At 59.9% G+C, this 16,384-nt stretch carries 15 protein-coding genes and 5 tRNA genes; 5 read left to right on the top strand and 15 right to left on the bottom strand.

Annotated elements, in window-relative coordinates; genetic code table 11:
• Positions 1-17: 17 nt before the first annotated feature.
• The 12 genes from rpoB to IPK09_05810 all read right to left on the bottom strand — a co-directional run bounded on the left by rpoB (position 18) and on the right by IPK09_05810 (position 9,562).
• A complete protein-coding gene (gene rpoB / locus IPK09_05865) occupies positions 18-4,181 on the bottom strand; it encodes a DNA-directed RNA polymerase subunit beta (GenBank protein MBK7983141.1) in 4,164 nt (1,387 codons plus the stop codon).
• 221 nt (positions 4,182-4,402) lie between these two features.
• Positions 4,403-4,777 (bottom strand): 50S ribosomal protein L7/L12, encoded by a 375-nt coding sequence (rplL, locus tag IPK09_05860; protein MBK7983140.1) that lies wholly within the window; start codon positions 4,775-4,777, stop codon positions 4,403-4,405.
• 61 nt (positions 4,778-4,838) lie between these two features.
• Positions 4,839-5,372 carry a 50S ribosomal protein L10 gene (gene rplJ / locus IPK09_05855; GenBank protein ID MBK7983139.1) on the bottom strand — a complete coding sequence of 178 codons (534 nt, stop codon included), beginning with the start codon at positions 5,370-5,372 and terminating at the stop codon, positions 4,839-4,841.
• A gap of 221 nt (positions 5,373-5,593) precedes the next feature.
• Entirely contained in the window at positions 5,594-6,289 is a 696-nt protein-coding gene (gene rplA, locus IPK09_05850; protein MBK7983138.1) for a 50S ribosomal protein L1, read from the bottom strand.
• 1 nt (position 6,290) lies between these two features.
• Positions 6,291-6,722 carry a 50S ribosomal protein L11 gene (rplK, locus tag IPK09_05845; protein MBK7983137.1) on the bottom strand — a complete coding sequence of 144 codons (432 nt, stop codon included), beginning with the start codon at positions 6,720-6,722 and terminating at the stop codon, positions 6,291-6,293.
• 91 nt (positions 6,723-6,813) lie between these two features.
• Complete coding sequence (gene nusG / locus IPK09_05840; GenBank protein ID MBK7983136.1) at positions 6,814-7,353, bottom strand: transcription termination/antitermination protein NusG; 540 nt, start codon at positions 7,351-7,353, stop codon at positions 6,814-6,816.
• A 16-nt stretch (positions 7,354-7,369) separates the two neighbouring features.
• The gene (gene secE, locus IPK09_05835; GenBank protein ID MBK7983135.1) at positions 7,370-7,744 is read right to left on the bottom strand and encodes a preprotein translocase subunit SecE; all 375 of its coding nucleotides are present in this window, start codon (positions 7,742-7,744) and stop codon (positions 7,370-7,372) included.
• A 77-nt stretch (positions 7,745-7,821) separates the two neighbouring features.
• Positions 7,822-7,897, bottom strand: a tRNA-Trp gene (locus IPK09_05830).
• A gap of 58 nt (positions 7,898-7,955) precedes the next feature.
• Positions 7,956-9,146 (bottom strand): elongation factor Tu, encoded by a 1,191-nt coding sequence (gene tuf, locus IPK09_05825; GenBank protein MBK7983134.1) that lies wholly within the window; start codon positions 9,144-9,146, stop codon positions 7,956-7,958.
• A 65-nt stretch (positions 9,147-9,211) separates the two neighbouring features.
• Positions 9,212-9,287, bottom strand: a tRNA-Thr gene (locus tag IPK09_05820).
• Between the two features lie 28 nt (positions 9,288-9,315).
• Positions 9,316-9,389: transfer RNA gene (locus IPK09_05815), tRNA-Gly, on the bottom strand.
• Positions 9,390-9,477: 88 nt separating this feature from the next.
• Positions 9,478-9,562, bottom strand: a tRNA-Tyr gene (locus IPK09_05810).
• 328 nt (positions 9,563-9,890) lie between these two features.
• Here IPK09_05810 and IPK09_05805 point away from each other — a divergent pair.
• The 5 genes from IPK09_05805 to IPK09_05785 all read left to right on the top strand — a co-directional run bounded on the left by IPK09_05805 (position 9,891) and on the right by IPK09_05785 (position 14,929).
• Positions 9,891-9,964 (top strand) — tRNA-Thr (locus IPK09_05805).
• 137 nt (positions 9,965-10,101) lie between these two features.
• A complete protein-coding gene (locus IPK09_05800) occupies positions 10,102-11,325 on the top strand; it encodes a fibronectin type III domain-containing protein (protein MBK7983133.1) in 1,224 nt (407 codons plus the stop codon).
• A 95-nt stretch (positions 11,326-11,420) separates the two neighbouring features.
• Positions 11,421-11,801: a DUF423 domain-containing protein gene (locus IPK09_05795; GenBank protein MBK7983132.1), complete on the top strand. Its 381-nt coding sequence runs from the start codon at positions 11,421-11,423 to the stop codon at positions 11,799-11,801.
• A gap of 65 nt (positions 11,802-11,866) precedes the next feature.
• The gene (locus tag IPK09_05790) at positions 11,867-12,583 is read left to right on the top strand and encodes a haloacid dehalogenase type II (GenBank protein ID MBK7983131.1); all 717 of its coding nucleotides are present in this window, start codon (positions 11,867-11,869) and stop codon (positions 12,581-12,583) included.
• A 411-nt stretch (positions 12,584-12,994) separates the two neighbouring features.
• Positions 12,995-14,929 carry a sigma-54-dependent Fis family transcriptional regulator gene (locus IPK09_05785; GenBank protein ID MBK7983130.1) on the top strand — a complete coding sequence of 645 codons (1,935 nt, stop codon included), beginning with the start codon at positions 12,995-12,997 and terminating at the stop codon, positions 14,927-14,929.
• A gap of 59 nt (positions 14,930-14,988) precedes the next feature.
• On the opposite strand, the gene mftB is transcribed toward IPK09_05785, so the two are convergent.
• The 3 genes from mftB to mftA all read right to left on the bottom strand — a co-directional run bounded on the left by mftB (position 14,989) and on the right by mftA (position 16,334).
• The gene (mftB, locus tag IPK09_05780; protein ID MBK7983129.1) at positions 14,989-15,273 is read right to left on the bottom strand and encodes a mycofactocin biosynthesis chaperone MftB; all 285 of its coding nucleotides are present in this window, start codon (positions 15,271-15,273) and stop codon (positions 14,989-14,991) included.
• Positions 15,270-16,079: a mycofactocin-coupled SDR family oxidoreductase gene (locus IPK09_05775; GenBank protein ID MBK7983128.1), complete on the bottom strand. Its 810-nt coding sequence runs from the start codon at positions 16,077-16,079 to the stop codon at positions 15,270-15,272. The genes mftB and IPK09_05775 overlap by 4 nt, the downstream gene beginning before the upstream one ends.
• Positions 16,080-16,145: 66 nt before the next feature.
• Positions 16,146-16,334, bottom strand: coding sequence for a mycofactocin precursor (mftA, locus tag IPK09_05770; GenBank protein MBK7983127.1), 189 nt, complete (start codon positions 16,332-16,334; stop codon positions 16,146-16,148).
• Positions 16,335-16,384 lie beyond the last annotated feature (50 nt).

Raw genomic sequence — 16,384 nt, 5'->3', positions numbered from 1 at the left:
ACGGGATTGCATGGGCCTCAGTCGGCGCGCGGCACTAGCAGCGCGTCGTTTTCCAGATCGATGTTGATACCCAGCGACCGGATTTCCTTGACCAGCACGTTGAACGATTCGGGCATGCCGGCTTCCATGCGGTGGTTGCCGTCCACGATGTTTTTGTAGACCTTGGTGCGGCCGTTCACATCGTCGGACTTGACCGTCAGCATTTCCTGCAAGGTGTAGGAGGCCCCATAGGCTTCCAGCGCCCAGACTTCCATCTCGCCGAAACGCTGGCCGCCGAACTGCGCCTTGCCGCCCAGCGGCTGCTGGGTCACCAGACTGTACGGGCCGGTGGAGCGGGCGTGCATCTTGTCGTCGACCAGATGGTTGAGCTTGAGCATGTACATGTAACCGACCGTCACCGGCCGGTCGAAGGATTCGCCGGTGCGGCCGTCGAACAGGGTGGTCTGGCCGCTGGCCGGCAGTTCCGCCAGCCGCAGCAGCTCCTGCAATTCCTGCTCGGTGGCGCCGTCGAACACCGGGGTGGCGATCGGCACGCCATCCCGGAGATTGCCGCATAAGGTGATCAGTTCCTCATCGCTGAATTGGCTGAGATCCGCGTTTTGTTCGCCGACGCCGTTGTAGATATGATTCACGAAGGTGCGCAGCTCTTCGATGCGGGTCTGAGCATCCAGCAGGCGGCCCAGTTTGAGTCCGAGCCCCTTGGCGGCCCAGCCCAGATGGGTTTCCAACACCTGCCCGACATTCATCCGCGAGGGCACGCCTAGGGGGTTCAGCACGATATCCACCGGCGTGCCGTCTTCGAGATAGGGCATGTCTTCCTGCGGGACGATCATCGACACCACGCCCTTGTTGCCGTGGCGGCCGGCCATCTTGTCGCCGGGCTGGATGCGGCGCTTGACCGCTAGGTAGACCTTGACCATCTTGAGCACGCCGGGGGCCAGATCGTCGCCCTGGATCAGCTTGCGGCGCTTCTCGTCGAATTTCTTGTCGAAGGCTTTGCGCTGCTGGTCGAGCTGGCGGGCGATCTTTTCGAGCTGGTCGTTGGTTTCCTCGGCTTGCATCCGGATTTCGAACCAACGCTCGCGCGGCAGCCGGTTGAGATACTCGATGGCGACGTTCTCGCCGCCCCGCAAGCCGTTGGGGCCGCCTTCGGCCGGATTGCCGACCAGCATCCGCTCCATCCGCTGGTACAGATCGTCTTCGAGGATGCGCAGCTGGTCGTTCAGATCCTTGCGGATGCGCTTGAGTTCCGCGTCCTCGATCTGGCGGGCGCGCGAATCCTTTTCGACGCCATCGCGGGTGAACACCCGCACGTCGATGACGGTGCCGTCCATGCCGGAAGGCACCCGCAGCGAAGTGTCCTTCACGTCCGAGGCTTTCTCGCCGAAGATCGCCCGCAGCAGTTTTTCTTCCGGGGTCAGTTGGGTTTCGCCCTTGGGGGTGACCTTGCCGACCAGGATGTCGCCGGCTTTGACCTCGGCGCCGATGTAGACGATGCCGGCCTCATCCAACCGCGCCAGCGCGCTTTCGCCGACGTTGGGGATATCGGCGGTGATTTCTTCGGGTCCCAGCTTGGTGTCGCGGGCGACGCAGGACAGTTCCTCGATGTGAATGGTGGTGAAGCGGTCCGCCTGCACCACGCGCTCGGAAATCAGGATCGAGTCCTCGAAGTTGTAGCCGTTCCAGGGCATGAAGGCGACCAACAGGTTCTGGCCCAAGGCCAGCTCGCCCATGTCGGTGGAAGGCCCGTCGGCCAGCACGTCGCCGCGCGCCACCCGGTCGCCGACCTGGACCAGCGGGCGCTGGTTGATGCAGGTATTCTGGTTGGAACGGGTGTATTTGGTGAGATTGTAGATGTCCACGCCCGGCTCGCCGGCTTCGGTCTCGGCGTCGTTGACGCGGACCACGATGCGCCCGGCATCGACCGAATCCACCAGACCGCCGCGCTTGGCGATCACGCACACCCCCGAATCACGCGCCACGATCCGCTCCATGCCGGTGCCGACCAGCGGCTTCTCGGAGCGCAAGGTGGGTACCGCCTGACGCTGCATGTTCGAGCCCATCAGAGCGCGGTTGGCGTCGTCGTGTTCCAGAAACGGAATCAAGGCCGCCGCCACCGACACGATCTGTTTGGGCGAAACATCCATGTACTGCACCCGATCTGGCGTGGCGAGCATGAATTCATTCTGGTAGCGGCAAGAAACCATCTCGTCGGTCAGCCGGCCCTCGCCATCCAGCGCGGCGTTGGCCTGGGCGATCATGTACTGGCCTTCCTCAATGGCCGATAGATAATCGATCTGATCGCTGACCCGACCGTCGTTGACTCGGCGGTAGGGGGTTTCCAGGAAGCCGTACTGATTGGTGCGGGCGTAGACCGCCAGCGAGTTGATCAGGCCGATGTTGGGTCCTTCCGGGGTTTCGATCGGACAGACCCGGCCGTAATGGGTGGCGTGCACGTCGCGCACTTCGAAGCCGGCCCGCTCGCGGGTCAGGCCGCCCGGTCCCAGGGCCGAGACGCGCCGCTTGTGAGTGACTTCCGATAGCGGATTGTTCTGATCCATGAACTGTGAGAGCTGCGAGGAGCCAAAGAATTCCTTGGTGGCGGCGGCGACCGGCTTGGCGTTGATCAGATCCTGCGGGGTGAGCCCCTCGGATTCGGCCAGGCTCAAGCGCTCCTTGACCGCGCGCTCGACCCGCACCAGACCGATGCGGAACACGTTTTCGGTCATTTCGCCGACGCAGCGGATGCGGCGGTTGCCGAGGTGGTCGATGTCGTCCACCACGCCGTTGCCGTTGCGGATGTCGATCAGCACCTTGAGCACCGCCAAAATGTCCTCCATCGACAGCACGCCAGGTGCGTGCTCCTTGGTCGGCACGCCGGGGATCGGCGTGCGGCGATGGCTGACCCGGCTGTCGAATTTCATGCGGCCGACATCCGACAGATCGTAGCGCTCGGCTGAGAAAAACAAGTCGTGCAGCAGGCGCTGCGCCGCGTCTTTGGTCGGTGGCTCGCCGGGACGCATCATCCGATAGATTTCGACCTGCGCCTCCCACTGGCTGCGGGTGGGGTCCGCGCGTAAGGTGTTGGCGATGTAGGGTCCGCGATTGACGTCGTTGACATAAAGAGTCTGGAATTCGGTAATGCCGGCCGCCTGGATTTTCTCCAGTTTTTCCAAGGTCAGCTCATCGTTGGCTTGAGCCAACAGCTCGCCGGTCCGCGGATCGGGCAGATCGCGCGCCAGGATTTTGCCGACCAGATATTCATTGGGGATCTGAAGGCTTTGCACGCCGGCCTTGGCCAGGTCGCGGACATGTTTGGCCTTGACCCGCTGGCCCGCTTTCAAAATCTCACGATCGCCGATGACGATATCGAAACTGGTGGTTTCGCCTTGCAGGCGCTCCGGCACCAGATCGAGCGCGAAACGCTCGCCGTCGCAGCGAATGGTATTGGTCTCGAAAAAAATAGCCAGGATGCGCTCGTTGACCGAACGGGCGTCCGGGTCGTTGGGATTGGGCTCGTCGAACAAGGCCCGCAGCAAAATGGTGACCGGCAGCTTGCGGCGGCGGTCGATGCGCGCGTACACGATATCCTTGGCGTCGAATTCGAAATCCAGCCAGGAACCGCGATAGGGGATGATGCGGGCCGAAAACAGCAACTTGCCGGAGGAGTGGGTCTTGCCTTTGTCGTGATCGAAGAACACGCCGGGCGAGCGGTGCAACTGAGAAACGATGACTCGTTCGGTGCCGTTGATGACGAAGGTGCCGTTGTCGGTCATCAGCGGCAGTTCGCCCATGTAGACTTCGTTTTCCTTGATGTCCTTGATCTTGTGGGTGCCGGCCTCGGCGTCCTTGTCCATCAGCACCAACCGCAGGCGCACCCGAAGCGGCGCGGCGTAAGTCAGACCGCGTAGCTGGCACTCGCGCACGTCGAACACCGGCTCGCCCAACCGATAACTGACATACTCCAACCGGGCGTTGCCCGAATAACTGACGATGGGAAACACCGAGCGAAAGGCCGCATGTAAGCCGATCTCCCGACGATCTCCCGGAGGCGTTTCGGTTTGGAGGAACTCACGATAGGAATCCAACTGAATCGCCAGCAGGTAAGGCACCTCCAGGATGCTGGGACGCCTGCCGAAGTCTTTACGAATGCGTCTTTTTTCAGTAAACGTGTAGGCCATCGGGATTCCTCTCATGAGAGTGCCAGCCAAGGGCGAAAGTCGCCTGATTCCATAACCGGTCCCAGCGCGCCGCATGGCGCGCTGGAGGGTCGGTTTTCCCTGCCGGATTCAAACGGAAACAGGCCGGCGGCCTGAGGCCGCCAGCCGTTTCCGGGTTCTGCGTGTCCAAGCCGGAACGATGTTGCGTGATAAGGCTCCACGGACAGGTGAGTACCGGGTGCTTACTTGATATCGACCTTGGCGCCGGCTTCTTCCAGCTTTTTCTTGATGTCGTCGGCCTCGGCCTTGGGGATGCCTTCCTTGATGGTGGAGGGGACGCCTTCGACCGCATCCTTGGCTTCCTTCAAACCCAAGCCGGTGATGGCGCGCACCACCTTGATCACTTCGACCTTCTTCTCGCCGAAGCTGGTCATCACCACATCGAATTCGGTCTTCTCCTCGACCGGCGCGGCGGTGGCCACGGCGGCGGGCGCGGCGGCCACGGCGGCGGCGGCGCTGACGCCGAACTTTGCTTCCATCGCGGAAATCAGCTCGACGATCTCCATCACCGTCATGCTGGCGATGGTGTCTAAAAGGTCTTCTTTCGAAACGGCCATTACGGATGTGCTCCTGGATAACGCTGAATAATTACGGATTGGGACTGATTGGGGTCAAAGTTCAGGCAGCTTCTTTTTGCTGCCGGACGGCTTCGACCGTGCGCACCAACTTGCCGGGAATTTCATTGAGCGTGCGCGCGAACTTGTCGAGCGGCGCTTTCATGCAGGCCATGAGCAAACTGATCGCCTGATCGCGGGTCGGCAGGCTGGCCAAGCGATCCAGCTCGCGGGCTGGAAAGGCTTGTCCGCCGACCGCCAATACCTTGACGACCAGTTTCTCATTGGCCTTTTCTTTGAGAAATTCCTTGAACAGTCGCGCCGCCGCGCCGGGATCCTCCTGGGAGAACGCCAAAATCAGCGGTCCCACCAGGCTGGATTGCAAGCATTCGAACCCGGTTCCCTGGACGGCGCGCCGCGCCAGGGTGTTCTTGACGACGCGCAGGTAGACGCCGGTTTCCCGCGCTTTGACGCGCAGGCTGGTGATCTGAGCCACGCTCAGACCCCGATATTCGGCGGCGACCGCGGAGTGCGCACTGGCAGCCACTTCGGCGACTTCGGCCACCACAGCCTGTTTTTCTGCCAGATTGAGACTCATTGCTTACCTCACAGGTTATCTCCATTGCGGGAGATCGGAAAAACGGTGGCCTTGCCAGGAATCATCCGGTAAGGGCCTTCCCGTCTGCGCGGGCTGGTTCGGCGCGCGGCCGAACGTGATTAAGCCTGACGGCGCCCGCGGTCTTTGACGCTGGTCGGAACGTCCGGCCGGCCCAAAGTTCTTCAATGCCCCGGCCAAGGCGCCGGGGATCCGTGGATCGTCTATAGCGCCAAGCTCGCCTGATCCACCGCCAAGCCCGGACCCATGGTGGTGGAAACGGTGACTCGGCGAATATAAATGCCCTTGGAGGTGGCGGGCTTGATCTTCTGAAGGTCGTGCAGCAGGGCTTGCAGATTTTCCTGTAACTGGACCGGGGTGAAATCTACCTTGCCGATAGTGCAGTGGATAATGCCGGCCTTGTCGGTCCGATAGCGAACCTGTCCGGCCTTGGCGTTGCGGATCGCACCGACCACATCGGGGGTCACGGTGCCGACCTTGGGATTGGGCATCAGGCCGCGCGGGCCGAGGATCTTGCCGAGCTGACCGACCACCCGCATGGCATCGGGCGCGGCGATCACCACATCGAAATCCATGTTGCCCGCCTTGACGGACTCCGCCAAATCCTCAAAGCCGACGACATCGGCGCCCGCCTCGCGGGCGGCGTCGGCGTTGGCGCCTTGAGCGAATACCGCCACCCGCACCGTCTTGCCGGTCCCGTGGGGGAGCACGGTGGCGCTGCGCACGACCTGATCGGATTTGCGCGGATCGACTCCCAGGTTGACCGCTACATCCACCGACTCCTTGAATTTGACGGCGGATACATCCCTAAGCAGGCTCAGGGCTTCACCGATCGGGTAGAACTTGCCGGGGGTCAGTTTGGCGCTGATGGCTTGCAGGCGCTTGGAGAGTTTGGCCATGTCACACCCCCTGCACATCGAGGCCCATGGAACGGGCGCTGCCGGCGATGGTCCGAACGGCCGCCTCAAGATCGGCGGCGGTCAGGTCGGGTTGCTTGGCCTTGGCCACTTCTTCCAACTGGGCTCGGGTCACCGTGCCGACCTTCTTGGTGTTGGGCGTCGGGCTGCCTTTGTCGATGCCCAGGGCCTTGCGCAGCAGCACGGAAGCCGGCGGAGTCTTCATGATAAAGGTGAAGCTGCGGTCGCTATAGACCGTGATCACCACCGGGATCGGCAAGCCGGGTTCGAGATTTTGGGTCTGCGCGTTGAAGGCTTTGCAGAACTCCATGATGTTGACCCCGTGCTGGCCCAGGGCGGGTCCGACCGGAGGGCTGGGGTTGGCCTTAGCGGCTGCAACCTGCAATTTGACGTATGCCGTGACTTTCTTTGCCATTGTGACTCCTAGGTGGGTTCAAACGCCTTGCGGCTCCCCAAATAAGCTGCCCGACCGGCGGGTAGCAGACTGCTGAAGGATTGCTGGACCGTCAGCGTGAAACCTTTTCGACCTGGCTGAATTCCAGCTCTACCGGCGTGGTGCGCCCGAAGATCATGACGCCCACGCGCAGCCGGCTTTTTTCGTAATTGACTTCCTCGACCACGCCCTCGAAGTCGTTGAACGGACCATCGGTCACCCGCACCATCTCGCCGGGCTCGTACAGAACCTTGGGTTTTGGCCGGTCGACGCCTTCCTGAACGCGTTGCAGGATGGTCTGGGCTTCCTTTTCGGAGATCGGCGCGGGTTTGTCGCTGGTGCCGCCGATGAAGCCCAACACTTTCGGGACGTTGCGCACCAAATGCCAGGTGTCGTTGTCCATTTCCATCTGGACGAGCACATAACCGGGAAAGAATTTCCGGTCGCTTTTACGCTTCTGCCCGTCGCGCATCTCCACCACTTCCTCGGTGGGAACCAGCACTTGACCGAAGCGATCTTTGAGTCCTTCGCGGGTGATTCGTTCCAACAGCGAGCGTTTGACGTGCTGTTCGAAACCGGAATAGGCTTGTACCACATACCATCGCATGGTCATTCGCGCCGTTGCTCCACTAACCCGTAACGAGCCGGACCAGCCAGAAAAGCACTACATCCAACAGCCACAGCAGCAGGCCCATCACCACGACCATGGCGATGACGATCAGCGTGGTTTGGGTCGTTTCGGCGCGGGTAGGCCAGACCACCTTGCGCAATTCAGAGCGCGAACCCTGAAGGAATTCCAGGGTTTCCGCACCCGGAGCGGTTTGTAAGGCAACGGCGACGGCCGCCCCGGCGGCCGCCAGCAACCCAATAACGCGCGCCAGCACCGAGTGATTCGCAAAAACATAAAACGCGATCAACGCGATCAGAACGATGGCACCGGCGCCTAGCAGCTTGAAGGTATCGGTGCGGCTGATGGTTTGGGTTTCGGACTTGGTTAAGTTCATGCGGACTCGGGTTCGGCTATCCTTAAAAATTTCCGCTGTTTGGAACGAGCGGAAATCGGGGCGCGCCATGCAAAAGATGGCAGGCCAGGAGGGAATCGAACCCCCAACCTGCGGTTTTGGAGACCGCTGCTCTGCCAATTGAGCTACTGGCCTGTAATTAATAATTCCAAGGTGGAAGCCACAACCAGCCTTCCACCTGGATTTCTAGAACTCACTCGATGATTTTAGCGACGACGCCGGCGCCGACGGTGCGGCCGCCCTCGCGGATGGCGAAGCGCAAGCCCTCGTCCATGGCGATCGGCGCGATCAGGTTGATGGTCATGCGCACGTTGTCGCCGGGCATCACCATCTCGACCCCTTCGGGCAGGTCGACCGAGCCGGTCACGTCGGTGGTGCGGAAGTAAAACTGCGGCCGGTAGCCCTTGAAAAACGGGGTGTGCCGCCCGCCTTCTTCCTTGGACAGCACGTAGACCTCGGCTTCGAAGTGGGTGTGCGGGGTGATGGTGTTGGGCTTGGCCAGCACCTGGCCCCGCTCCACCTCGTCCCGCTTGGTGCCGCGCAGCAGCACCCCAACGTTGTCCCCGGCCTCGCCCTGGTCGAGCAGCTTGCGGAACATCTCCACCCCGGTGCAGACGGTCTTGACCGTGGGCCGGATGCCGACGATGGCCACCTCTTCGCCCACCTTGACCTTGCCCCGCTCGATCCGCCCGGTCACCACCGTGCCCCGCCCGGAGATCGAAAACACGTCTTCGATCGGCATCAGAAAGGGCTTGTCGATCTCGCGCTGCGGCTGCGGGATGTAGGCGTCCATGGCGTCGACCAGCTTGAAAATCGAGGGCTCCCCCAGCTCGCCGCCGTCCCCTTCCAGCGCTTTCAGCGCCGAGCCGGTGACGATCGGCAGGTCGTCGCCGGGGAAGTCGTAGCTGGACAAGAGCTCCCGCACTTCCATCTCGACCAGCTCCAACAGCTCGGCGTCGTCCACCATGTCGGCTTTGTTTAAATACACCACGATGTAGGGCACGCCCACCTGCCGCGCCAGCAAAATGTGCTCCCGCGTCTGCGGCATCGGCCCGTCCGCCGCCGACACCACCAGCACCGCTCCGTCCATCTGCGCCGCCCCGGTGATCATGTTCTTGATGTAGTCGGCGTGCCCCGGACAGTCGACGTGCGCGTAGTGCCGCTTGGGCGATTCGTATTCGACGTGCGCCGTGGCGATCGTGATCCCCCGCGCCTTCTCTTCCGGCGCCGAGTCAATCTGGTCGTAGGCCTTGAACTCGCCCCCGAACTTCGAGGCCATCACCCGCGTGATCGCCGCCGTCAGCGTCGTCTTCCCGTGGTCCACATGGCCAATCGTCCCCACGTTCACGTGCGGCTTGCTCCGCTCAAACTTTTCTTTGGACATCCAGGCACTCCCCTAAAAACCTTCAGGGCCCGTTTCGGAAAAATTTAATGAATACCAGCTACTTATGGAGCCCATAACCAGATTTGAACTGGTGACCTCATCCTTACCAAGGATGCGCTCTACCAACTGAGCTATATGGGCTCAAAACTTTGCTTTGAGTTTCAAATTTTGGAGCGGGTGATGGGAATCGAACCCACACCATCAGCTTGGAAGGCTGAGGTTCTACCATTGAACTACACCCGCCTGACCGTCAACCAAGCCAAAAGACACCCTGCTTGTCCAGCGCACCACCATCATTGCCTGTTAAAATGGGCTAAATTTGCGTTGAGGGTGGTGGAGGGGGAAGGATTCGAACCTTCGAAGGCTGTGCCAACAGATTTACAGTCTGCCCCCTTTGACCGCTCGGGAACCCCTCCAAAATGAGTCGCGTATTTTGATAAGAAAAAAAATGCTTGTCAATCTTCAAAAGATTCCCCTTGTTAAATTTCATTGAAAACCGAGCTTTGGAGTAGCAAGATACCCTTTACCGTTTTTTGGAGCGAGTTTCTCAGGGCGCTGGTTAATTGCCAAAAATCGCTATTTTGTCCTAAAAAAAGACAGTTTTAAGCCTGCGCTGTAATAGCGAAGCTACAAGATTGCGACAAACTTGCCATGAGGGGTATGCACTGAAGTTGAGGGGATAGGGAACTGCGCGATATACTGAGAATCCAAGGTTAAATTCTTGAAGTGCTCTTGGTGGTCGTTGCTGGCGTAGCTCAGTTCGGTAGAGCAGCTGATTTGTAATCAGCGGGTCGGGGGTTCGATTCCCTTCGCCAGCTTCATTTAAAATCGGCAATTCTCAATGCCGGTTTCTTGATACAAATAATTTGGAGTCTTCCAGATTGATCAGACCCTGGAACTGTATTTTCCAGCGCGTGATGACCGAATTTGAATTTTTTGTGAGGAATTGGGGTGTATGAGCCTTTGGGTGGATAGTATTAAACTTTCTAATATTCAATGGGTGGTTTTGTTGGTGGTTTTTTTGTGGCCGGTTTCCGGGTTTGCCAAGCAAGTGACGCTTGCTTGGGATGCCAATACCGAACGTAATGTTGGCGGCTATCGGATTTATTACGGTCCCGCCAGTAGAGCTTATACTTCCACTGTTGATGTAGGTAACCAAACGACTTATACGGTTCCCAATCTTGAGGAAGGCAAGCCTTATTATTTCGCGGTTACCGCCTATAATACTAGACAGACCTTTGAAAGCGGGTTTTCAAATGAAGTCAATATTGGGGGTAACACCGTTCTTTTGGCTTTCCAGGAAAGCCCTAGCCAAGGGTCTTATGAAAGTGGCGTAGGGTTGATCCGTGGTTGGGTTTGCAATGCCTCGACGGTCGAAGTGGAGATCGATGGCGGCGCGCCGCTCAAGACCGCTTATGGCGCGCCGCGCTCGGATACGGCGGCGACCTGTGGGACTGTTAATACCGGCTATGGGCTGACTTATAACTGGGGCGCTTTGGGGGATGGGGTTCACAGCCTGAGGGTTTTAGCGGACGGCGTGGAATTCAGTCGCGTGAGCTTTTATGTGACGACCTTAGGGCAGCCTTTCATTGCGGGGATCAGCGGTGAGGGTCTTCTGACCGATTTCCCTCAAGTGACCAAACCAGTGGCCGTACGCTGGTCGGAACCGCATCAAAATTTTATGATCGTCGATGCGAATAGCTTAAATAGCGGTAGGGCTTCTCTCAATAGTTTTGCTGGCGAATTGGCGGCCGCCGCGGCGCGGGCCATTCAAGAAAGCCCCAGCCAAGGCTCCTATGAAAGCGGCGTCAGTTTGATTCGAGGTTGGGTCTGTAATGCTTCGACAGTCGAAGTGGAGATCGATGGTGGCGAGCGGCTGAAGGCAGGTTATGGGACCGCGCGCCCGGATACGGCGGCCAACTGCGGTAACGCTAATACGGGATATGCGCTGGCTTTCAATTGGAATAGTCTTGGCGACGGCATCCACACCTTGAGAGCTTTAGCGGATGGGGTCGAATTCGCTAATATCTCCTTTAGCGTCGCTACTCTCGGGAGCGAGTTTTTGACGGGTTTGCCGCCGTATCAACATACGGTCGCCGATTTTCCCAGCACGGGTCGGAATACCGTTTTACGTTGGTCGGAACCCCATCAAAACTTTGTGATCGTAGGCGTCCAGTGAGGTCCGGTGCAGCCGTCATGGCCGAGCGTTCAACCCGATCATCGAGCCGTTGGTCGGGGCTGAACGAGCGGATGTGAAAGATCTTGAAGCGCGTTATGCCCACTCCGGCGAAATTATGGTTGCTGCTGGGTAGCTTGGGGATGCTATCGGCTGTGGCCATGGGTGCTTTTGGCGCGCACGGCCTTAGAAAAACCTTGGCTCCAGAACTCATGGCGACTTATGAAACCGCGGTCAGCTACCATATCTATCATGCGCTTGGACTCTTGGTGGTCGGCTTGCTCGCTGTACACCTGCCGACGGCGTTGCTGCGCTGGGCGGGTATTTTGATGGCGGCCGGTTTGCTGTTGTTTTCGGGTAGCTTGTACGCGCTCAGCTTGAGTGGAACGCGCTGGCTGGGCGCTGTTACTCCCATTGGCGGAGTGGCTTTGCTAGGCGCTTGGTCATTGGTTGCGCTGGCGGTCTTCAAAGAAACCTAGCGAGCGCGGTTGCCGTGGATAGCGTGAAGTCGGTCAATAAGCGTGCGGGGCAAGGGTAAAACATGATGGCTGATCCAGCTAAGCCCTATGCTTTGGGGTTCGATGTCTACGGTACGTTGGTCGATCCGCTGGCGCTGGCCGAGCCGCTGCGGGCGCTGGTTGGCGAGCAAGCCACCCCGTTCGCCGGCTTGTGGCGCGCTAAGCAATTGGAATATTCGTTTCGGCGCGGCCTGATGCGCCGCTATGTGGATTTTGATGTCTGCACCCGGCAGGCGTTGCGTTATACCCAGCAGGCCCTGAAGTGTGAGCTGCCGGAATCCGATCAAGCGCGATTGCTCGACGCTTATCTGCGCTTGCCGGTTTTTTCGGAAGTCGCCGCCGCGCTGGAAGGGCTCAAAAACCAAGGCCATCGGTTGGTGGCCTTCTCCAATGGCGTGGAAGCCAGCATTCGCGCGCTGTTGGGCAATGTCGGGGTATTGCCGCATTTGGAAGATGTGGTCAGCGTGGATGATTTGCGCACCTTCAAGCCCGACCCCGAGGTTTATCGCTATCTGGCCCAGCGCACCGGCTGTGCGCCTGCCGAAACTTGGCTGGTTTCCAGTAATGCTTGGGATGTGATCGGCGCTAAGGCCGCCGGTCTGCGCGGCGCTTGGGTCAAGCGTCAGCCCGATCTGGTGTTCGATCCCTGGGATGTCGAACCCGATGTGGTAGTGAGTCGGTTGGATGAATTGCCGGTTTGGTTTGCCAGCGATTCAAACGCTTCTTCAGCCGTGAAAGCCTGAAGGGCGACTCGCGCTCTTCCCGCAGACTTGCCGTAAGCCGCCGCTCTCCAGCGCGGCGCAAGGTCTGTCAGATCGTTCGCCGCCTTCGCCTGTGAAAAGCGACCCAGCGATTCTTATCACGGGCGGATTACAGCGTCTTCTGTGACTTGCCTTCGAGAAATCGGCCGTCGCACCGTGCAAATCCTTTTAAAAAGCCTATAGTCAATAAAGGTATCCGGTAAGACGGCGGCTATGAACCGACTAAAAGTCGAACCGTGCTGTGATAGGACCTCCCTTGCCGTTGTAATGGTCTCAATTTCCCCTGTTTATCCGGTAAATACTCACCGAGAACCTGCTCGATAATCTTGTTCGCCGCTGAGCGACGCTCAACCTCTCGATCTGACAGGTTGAGGTCGTGCGGGAGGAGGAACTATGGTGGAGAAGGCAACCGCACACGCGGAGCAAGTGCTGTCCGTGGTGCAGGGTGACAAGGCTGTCCCTTCGCTGGAAACCAGCATCACGCGCTCCTGGCTTCGTTGCGTCGAGCGCTACGGTCTCGATCCCGTTCGCTCGCATCAGACGCAAGTACTGGAATCGCCCTGCGTGCGAGAGCATCAGGAACGCTTGGACAATCTGCTGGATATTGCCCGCATTGAGACCAGTAACCTCTACCAACGCATCGCCGGTTCGGGTTTTGCGGTGATCTTGACTGACAGCGACGGGGTGATTGTCAACTGGACCGCCGATGCGGGATTGAGCAAGCCCTTCGAGCGCGCCGGGCTGTGGTTGGGCGCGGTCTGGGACGAGCAAAACGAAGGGACCAACGGGATCGGCACCGTTCTGATCGAACGCAAGGCGCTGACCGTGCATTGCAACGAACATTTTCTCAGCCAGCATGGCTTGTTGACCTGTTCGGCCGCGCCGATCTTCGACCCGCAGGGCCAGTTATTGGCGGTCCTGGATATTTCATCGGTCAGTTCCCAGGATTCCAAGCAAAGCCAACTTCACACGCTGGCGCTGGCCGCCTTAAGCGCGCGGCTGATCGAGCACGGCTGCTTCTTACGGGCATTTCGCGAGCGGCAAGTGCTTCGCTTTCACCAGCGGACCGAGTCGGTCGGTCAGGGTGGCGAAGGGCTGCTGGCTTTCGATGAGGCGGGCCGCATTCTGGCGGTCAATCAGAGCGCGGTGGACCAGCTCCAGCAGTCCCGCGCCCAGCTGGTCGGCCGGCCGATTCAGACGCTGTTCGCCAGCGGGTTAGAGGCGCTGTTAGGTCAGTCAGGCGGCCGGGCGGGAACACCGTTGCTGGTGCGCGATGGGGCCGGCAAGCCGTTTTTTTCCTTGTTGCGGCCCGCCGAACGACGCCAAACCAGTTCCGCTACTTCGGCCACCATCGAAATCAAAGCCCTGCCGCTGCCTTCCTGGAACTTGGAGGTGCTGTCCGACGCGGACCCGCTGATGGCTTATAACGCCCACTGTGCCCGGCGGGTGATGAACAAGGGCGTCAATATCTTACTCACGGGGGAAACGGGTACCGGCAAGGATATCTTCACCAAGGCCATTCACGATGCCAGCGCCCGATCTAACAAACCCTTCGTCGCGGTGAATTGCGCCGCCATTCCTGAAAATCTGATCGAGAGCGAGCTGTTTGGTTACAAATACGGTGCATTTACCGGGGCGCGTCAGGAAGGCCGGCGCGGCAAGATTTTACAAGCCAACGGCGGCACGCTGTTTTTAGACGAGATTGGCGACATGCCGCTGTCCTCGCAAACCCGGTTGCTGCGGGTGCTGGAAGATAAGGAAGTGCTGCCCTTGGGCAGCGACACGCCAATGCCGGTGGACTTGTACTTGATCAGCGCCACCCATCACCACTTACGGGAGCGCGTCGCCAGCGGCGAGTTTCGGGAAGATTTGTATTATCGGTTGAACGGCTTGGAATTGCGGCTGCCGGCCTTGCGCGAGCGCGGCGATCGGGCGTTGTTGATCCGCAAGCTGCTGGCGGCGGAGAGCGATGGGGCGAGCGTGCGCATCACCGAGGATGCTTTCGCAGCGTTGGACGCCTATGCCTGGCCCGGCAATATCCGCCAACTGCGCAACGTTCTGCGCGCGGCCGTGGCATTGTGCGAAGATCAGATCGTGCGGATCGAGGATTTGCCGCTGGAAATCACCGGTCTTATCCCGCGCGGCCCGCTGAAGGACGCTGCCAACAGCGGGCTCGCGCAAGCCGAACGCGATGCGTTGTTGCGCGAGCTGGATCGCCACGGTTGGCACATCACTAATACCGCCTCGCAGTTGGGGGTCAGCCGTAACACCTTGTACCGCAAGTTGCGCAAACATGGCATCCAGCCGCGCGAGTATCCGGTGCCCTAAGCGTCCCTTCATCCTGCTGGTGGCCGGCGTAAGGCGCGGATGAAGTTTTGGGTGACCGCTCAGTTCGAGCGGGTCAGAATCCCCAGTTTTTCCAATTGCGCCACCGCCGCCATCAAGGGTTCGCGGGCGGTGTCCGGCAAGTCCCGCGCTGTCGCGAGCGCATCGAGAGTTTCTTGCAGCGAGCGGCGCCCGTCCAGGCTATTGACCAACTCGACCGCCTGATGGGAGCGCAGAAAATACAGGCGGCGATTGTCGTAACGATAAACCAGGCCGCCGAAACGCTCTGAACGGATCGCGACTCCCGGAGCCAAACGGTAGCAGGCGGTCGGTTCGACGGCCTTCATTTCAGCATCCTCCCCGCGTCGATGGTGAGTTTCTGCCCGGTCACGTAGCGTGCTTCCTCCGAAACCAGCCAGAGCCCGGCATTGGCGACGTCCTCGGCCTCGATCAGTTTTACGGGTAACGCATTGCCGTGACGGATGAACTCGACCAAATCCTCGGTGGCCATTTCGGCGGCTTGGGCCATGCCGGGGATGATGTCGGTATTCACGGCGGTTGGGTGGAGCGTGTTAACGGTGATGTGATGCGGGGCCAGTTCCTGGGCCAGCGAATGCGCCAGTCCGACGACGCCCCACTTCGAGGCGCAATAATGAGCCATGCCCGGCTCGCCGCGCAATCCGGCGACTGAGGAAGTCATGAGGATGCTGCCGCCGGTTCCTTGGGCCAGCATGTGTGGAACGACGTATTTCACCGCCAGCCAATAACCCTTGAGGTTGACATCGAGCATGATGTCCCACCATTCCTCGGTGATATCCCAGGTCAAGGCCATGTCGGCGATGCCGGCGTTGCAGATCAGAATATCGATGTGACCGAAGGCCGCGATGGTTTTTGCCACGGCATCGGCCATCGCGGCGCTGTCGCGCACATCGGCGACCAATTCCAAGGCCCGACGGCCATGCGCCCGTACTTGGCTGGCGGTCTCCTCCAGATCGCCGCGGATTGCCAACGGATAGCGTGGGTAAGGGAGATCGTGACAGATGTCCAGCGCCGCAATGTCAGCCCCTTCCCGCGCCATCAGCACAGCGTGCGCGCGACCTTGACCGCGCGCCGCCCCGGTGATGAACGCAACCTTGCCGTCCAGTTTGCCCATGGGTGCCGTCCTCGGAATGAGGTGGAGACCGCCGTCCGGCCCGGCGAGCACCGAACGGCGTCGGTTTCAATAAACGCCGCACATGCCGTCGATGCTGACCTCCTCGATCAGCAATTCTTCGGTGATTTGTGGCGGTTCGGCTGGGGTTTCAAGGCGTTCGGCCCCGACGGTCGCGGCGGGTTGCGAGCCTGCGGCGGGTTCCGGTTGTGGTTGCAGCGCCGGCGTGACGGGGCGTTGGTCGATGGGTAGGTACATCAGGATCATCTCCTCGGTTGATGAAACATCGCTTGAAAGGATCGCGCGCG

The organism is Candidatus Competibacteraceae bacterium, assembly GCA_016713505.1.
In the GTDB taxonomy this organism is placed as follows: Bacteria; Pseudomonadota; Gammaproteobacteria; order Competibacterales; family Competibacteraceae; genus Competibacter_A.
This window is presented reverse-complemented; position numbering and strand designations above follow the sequence as displayed.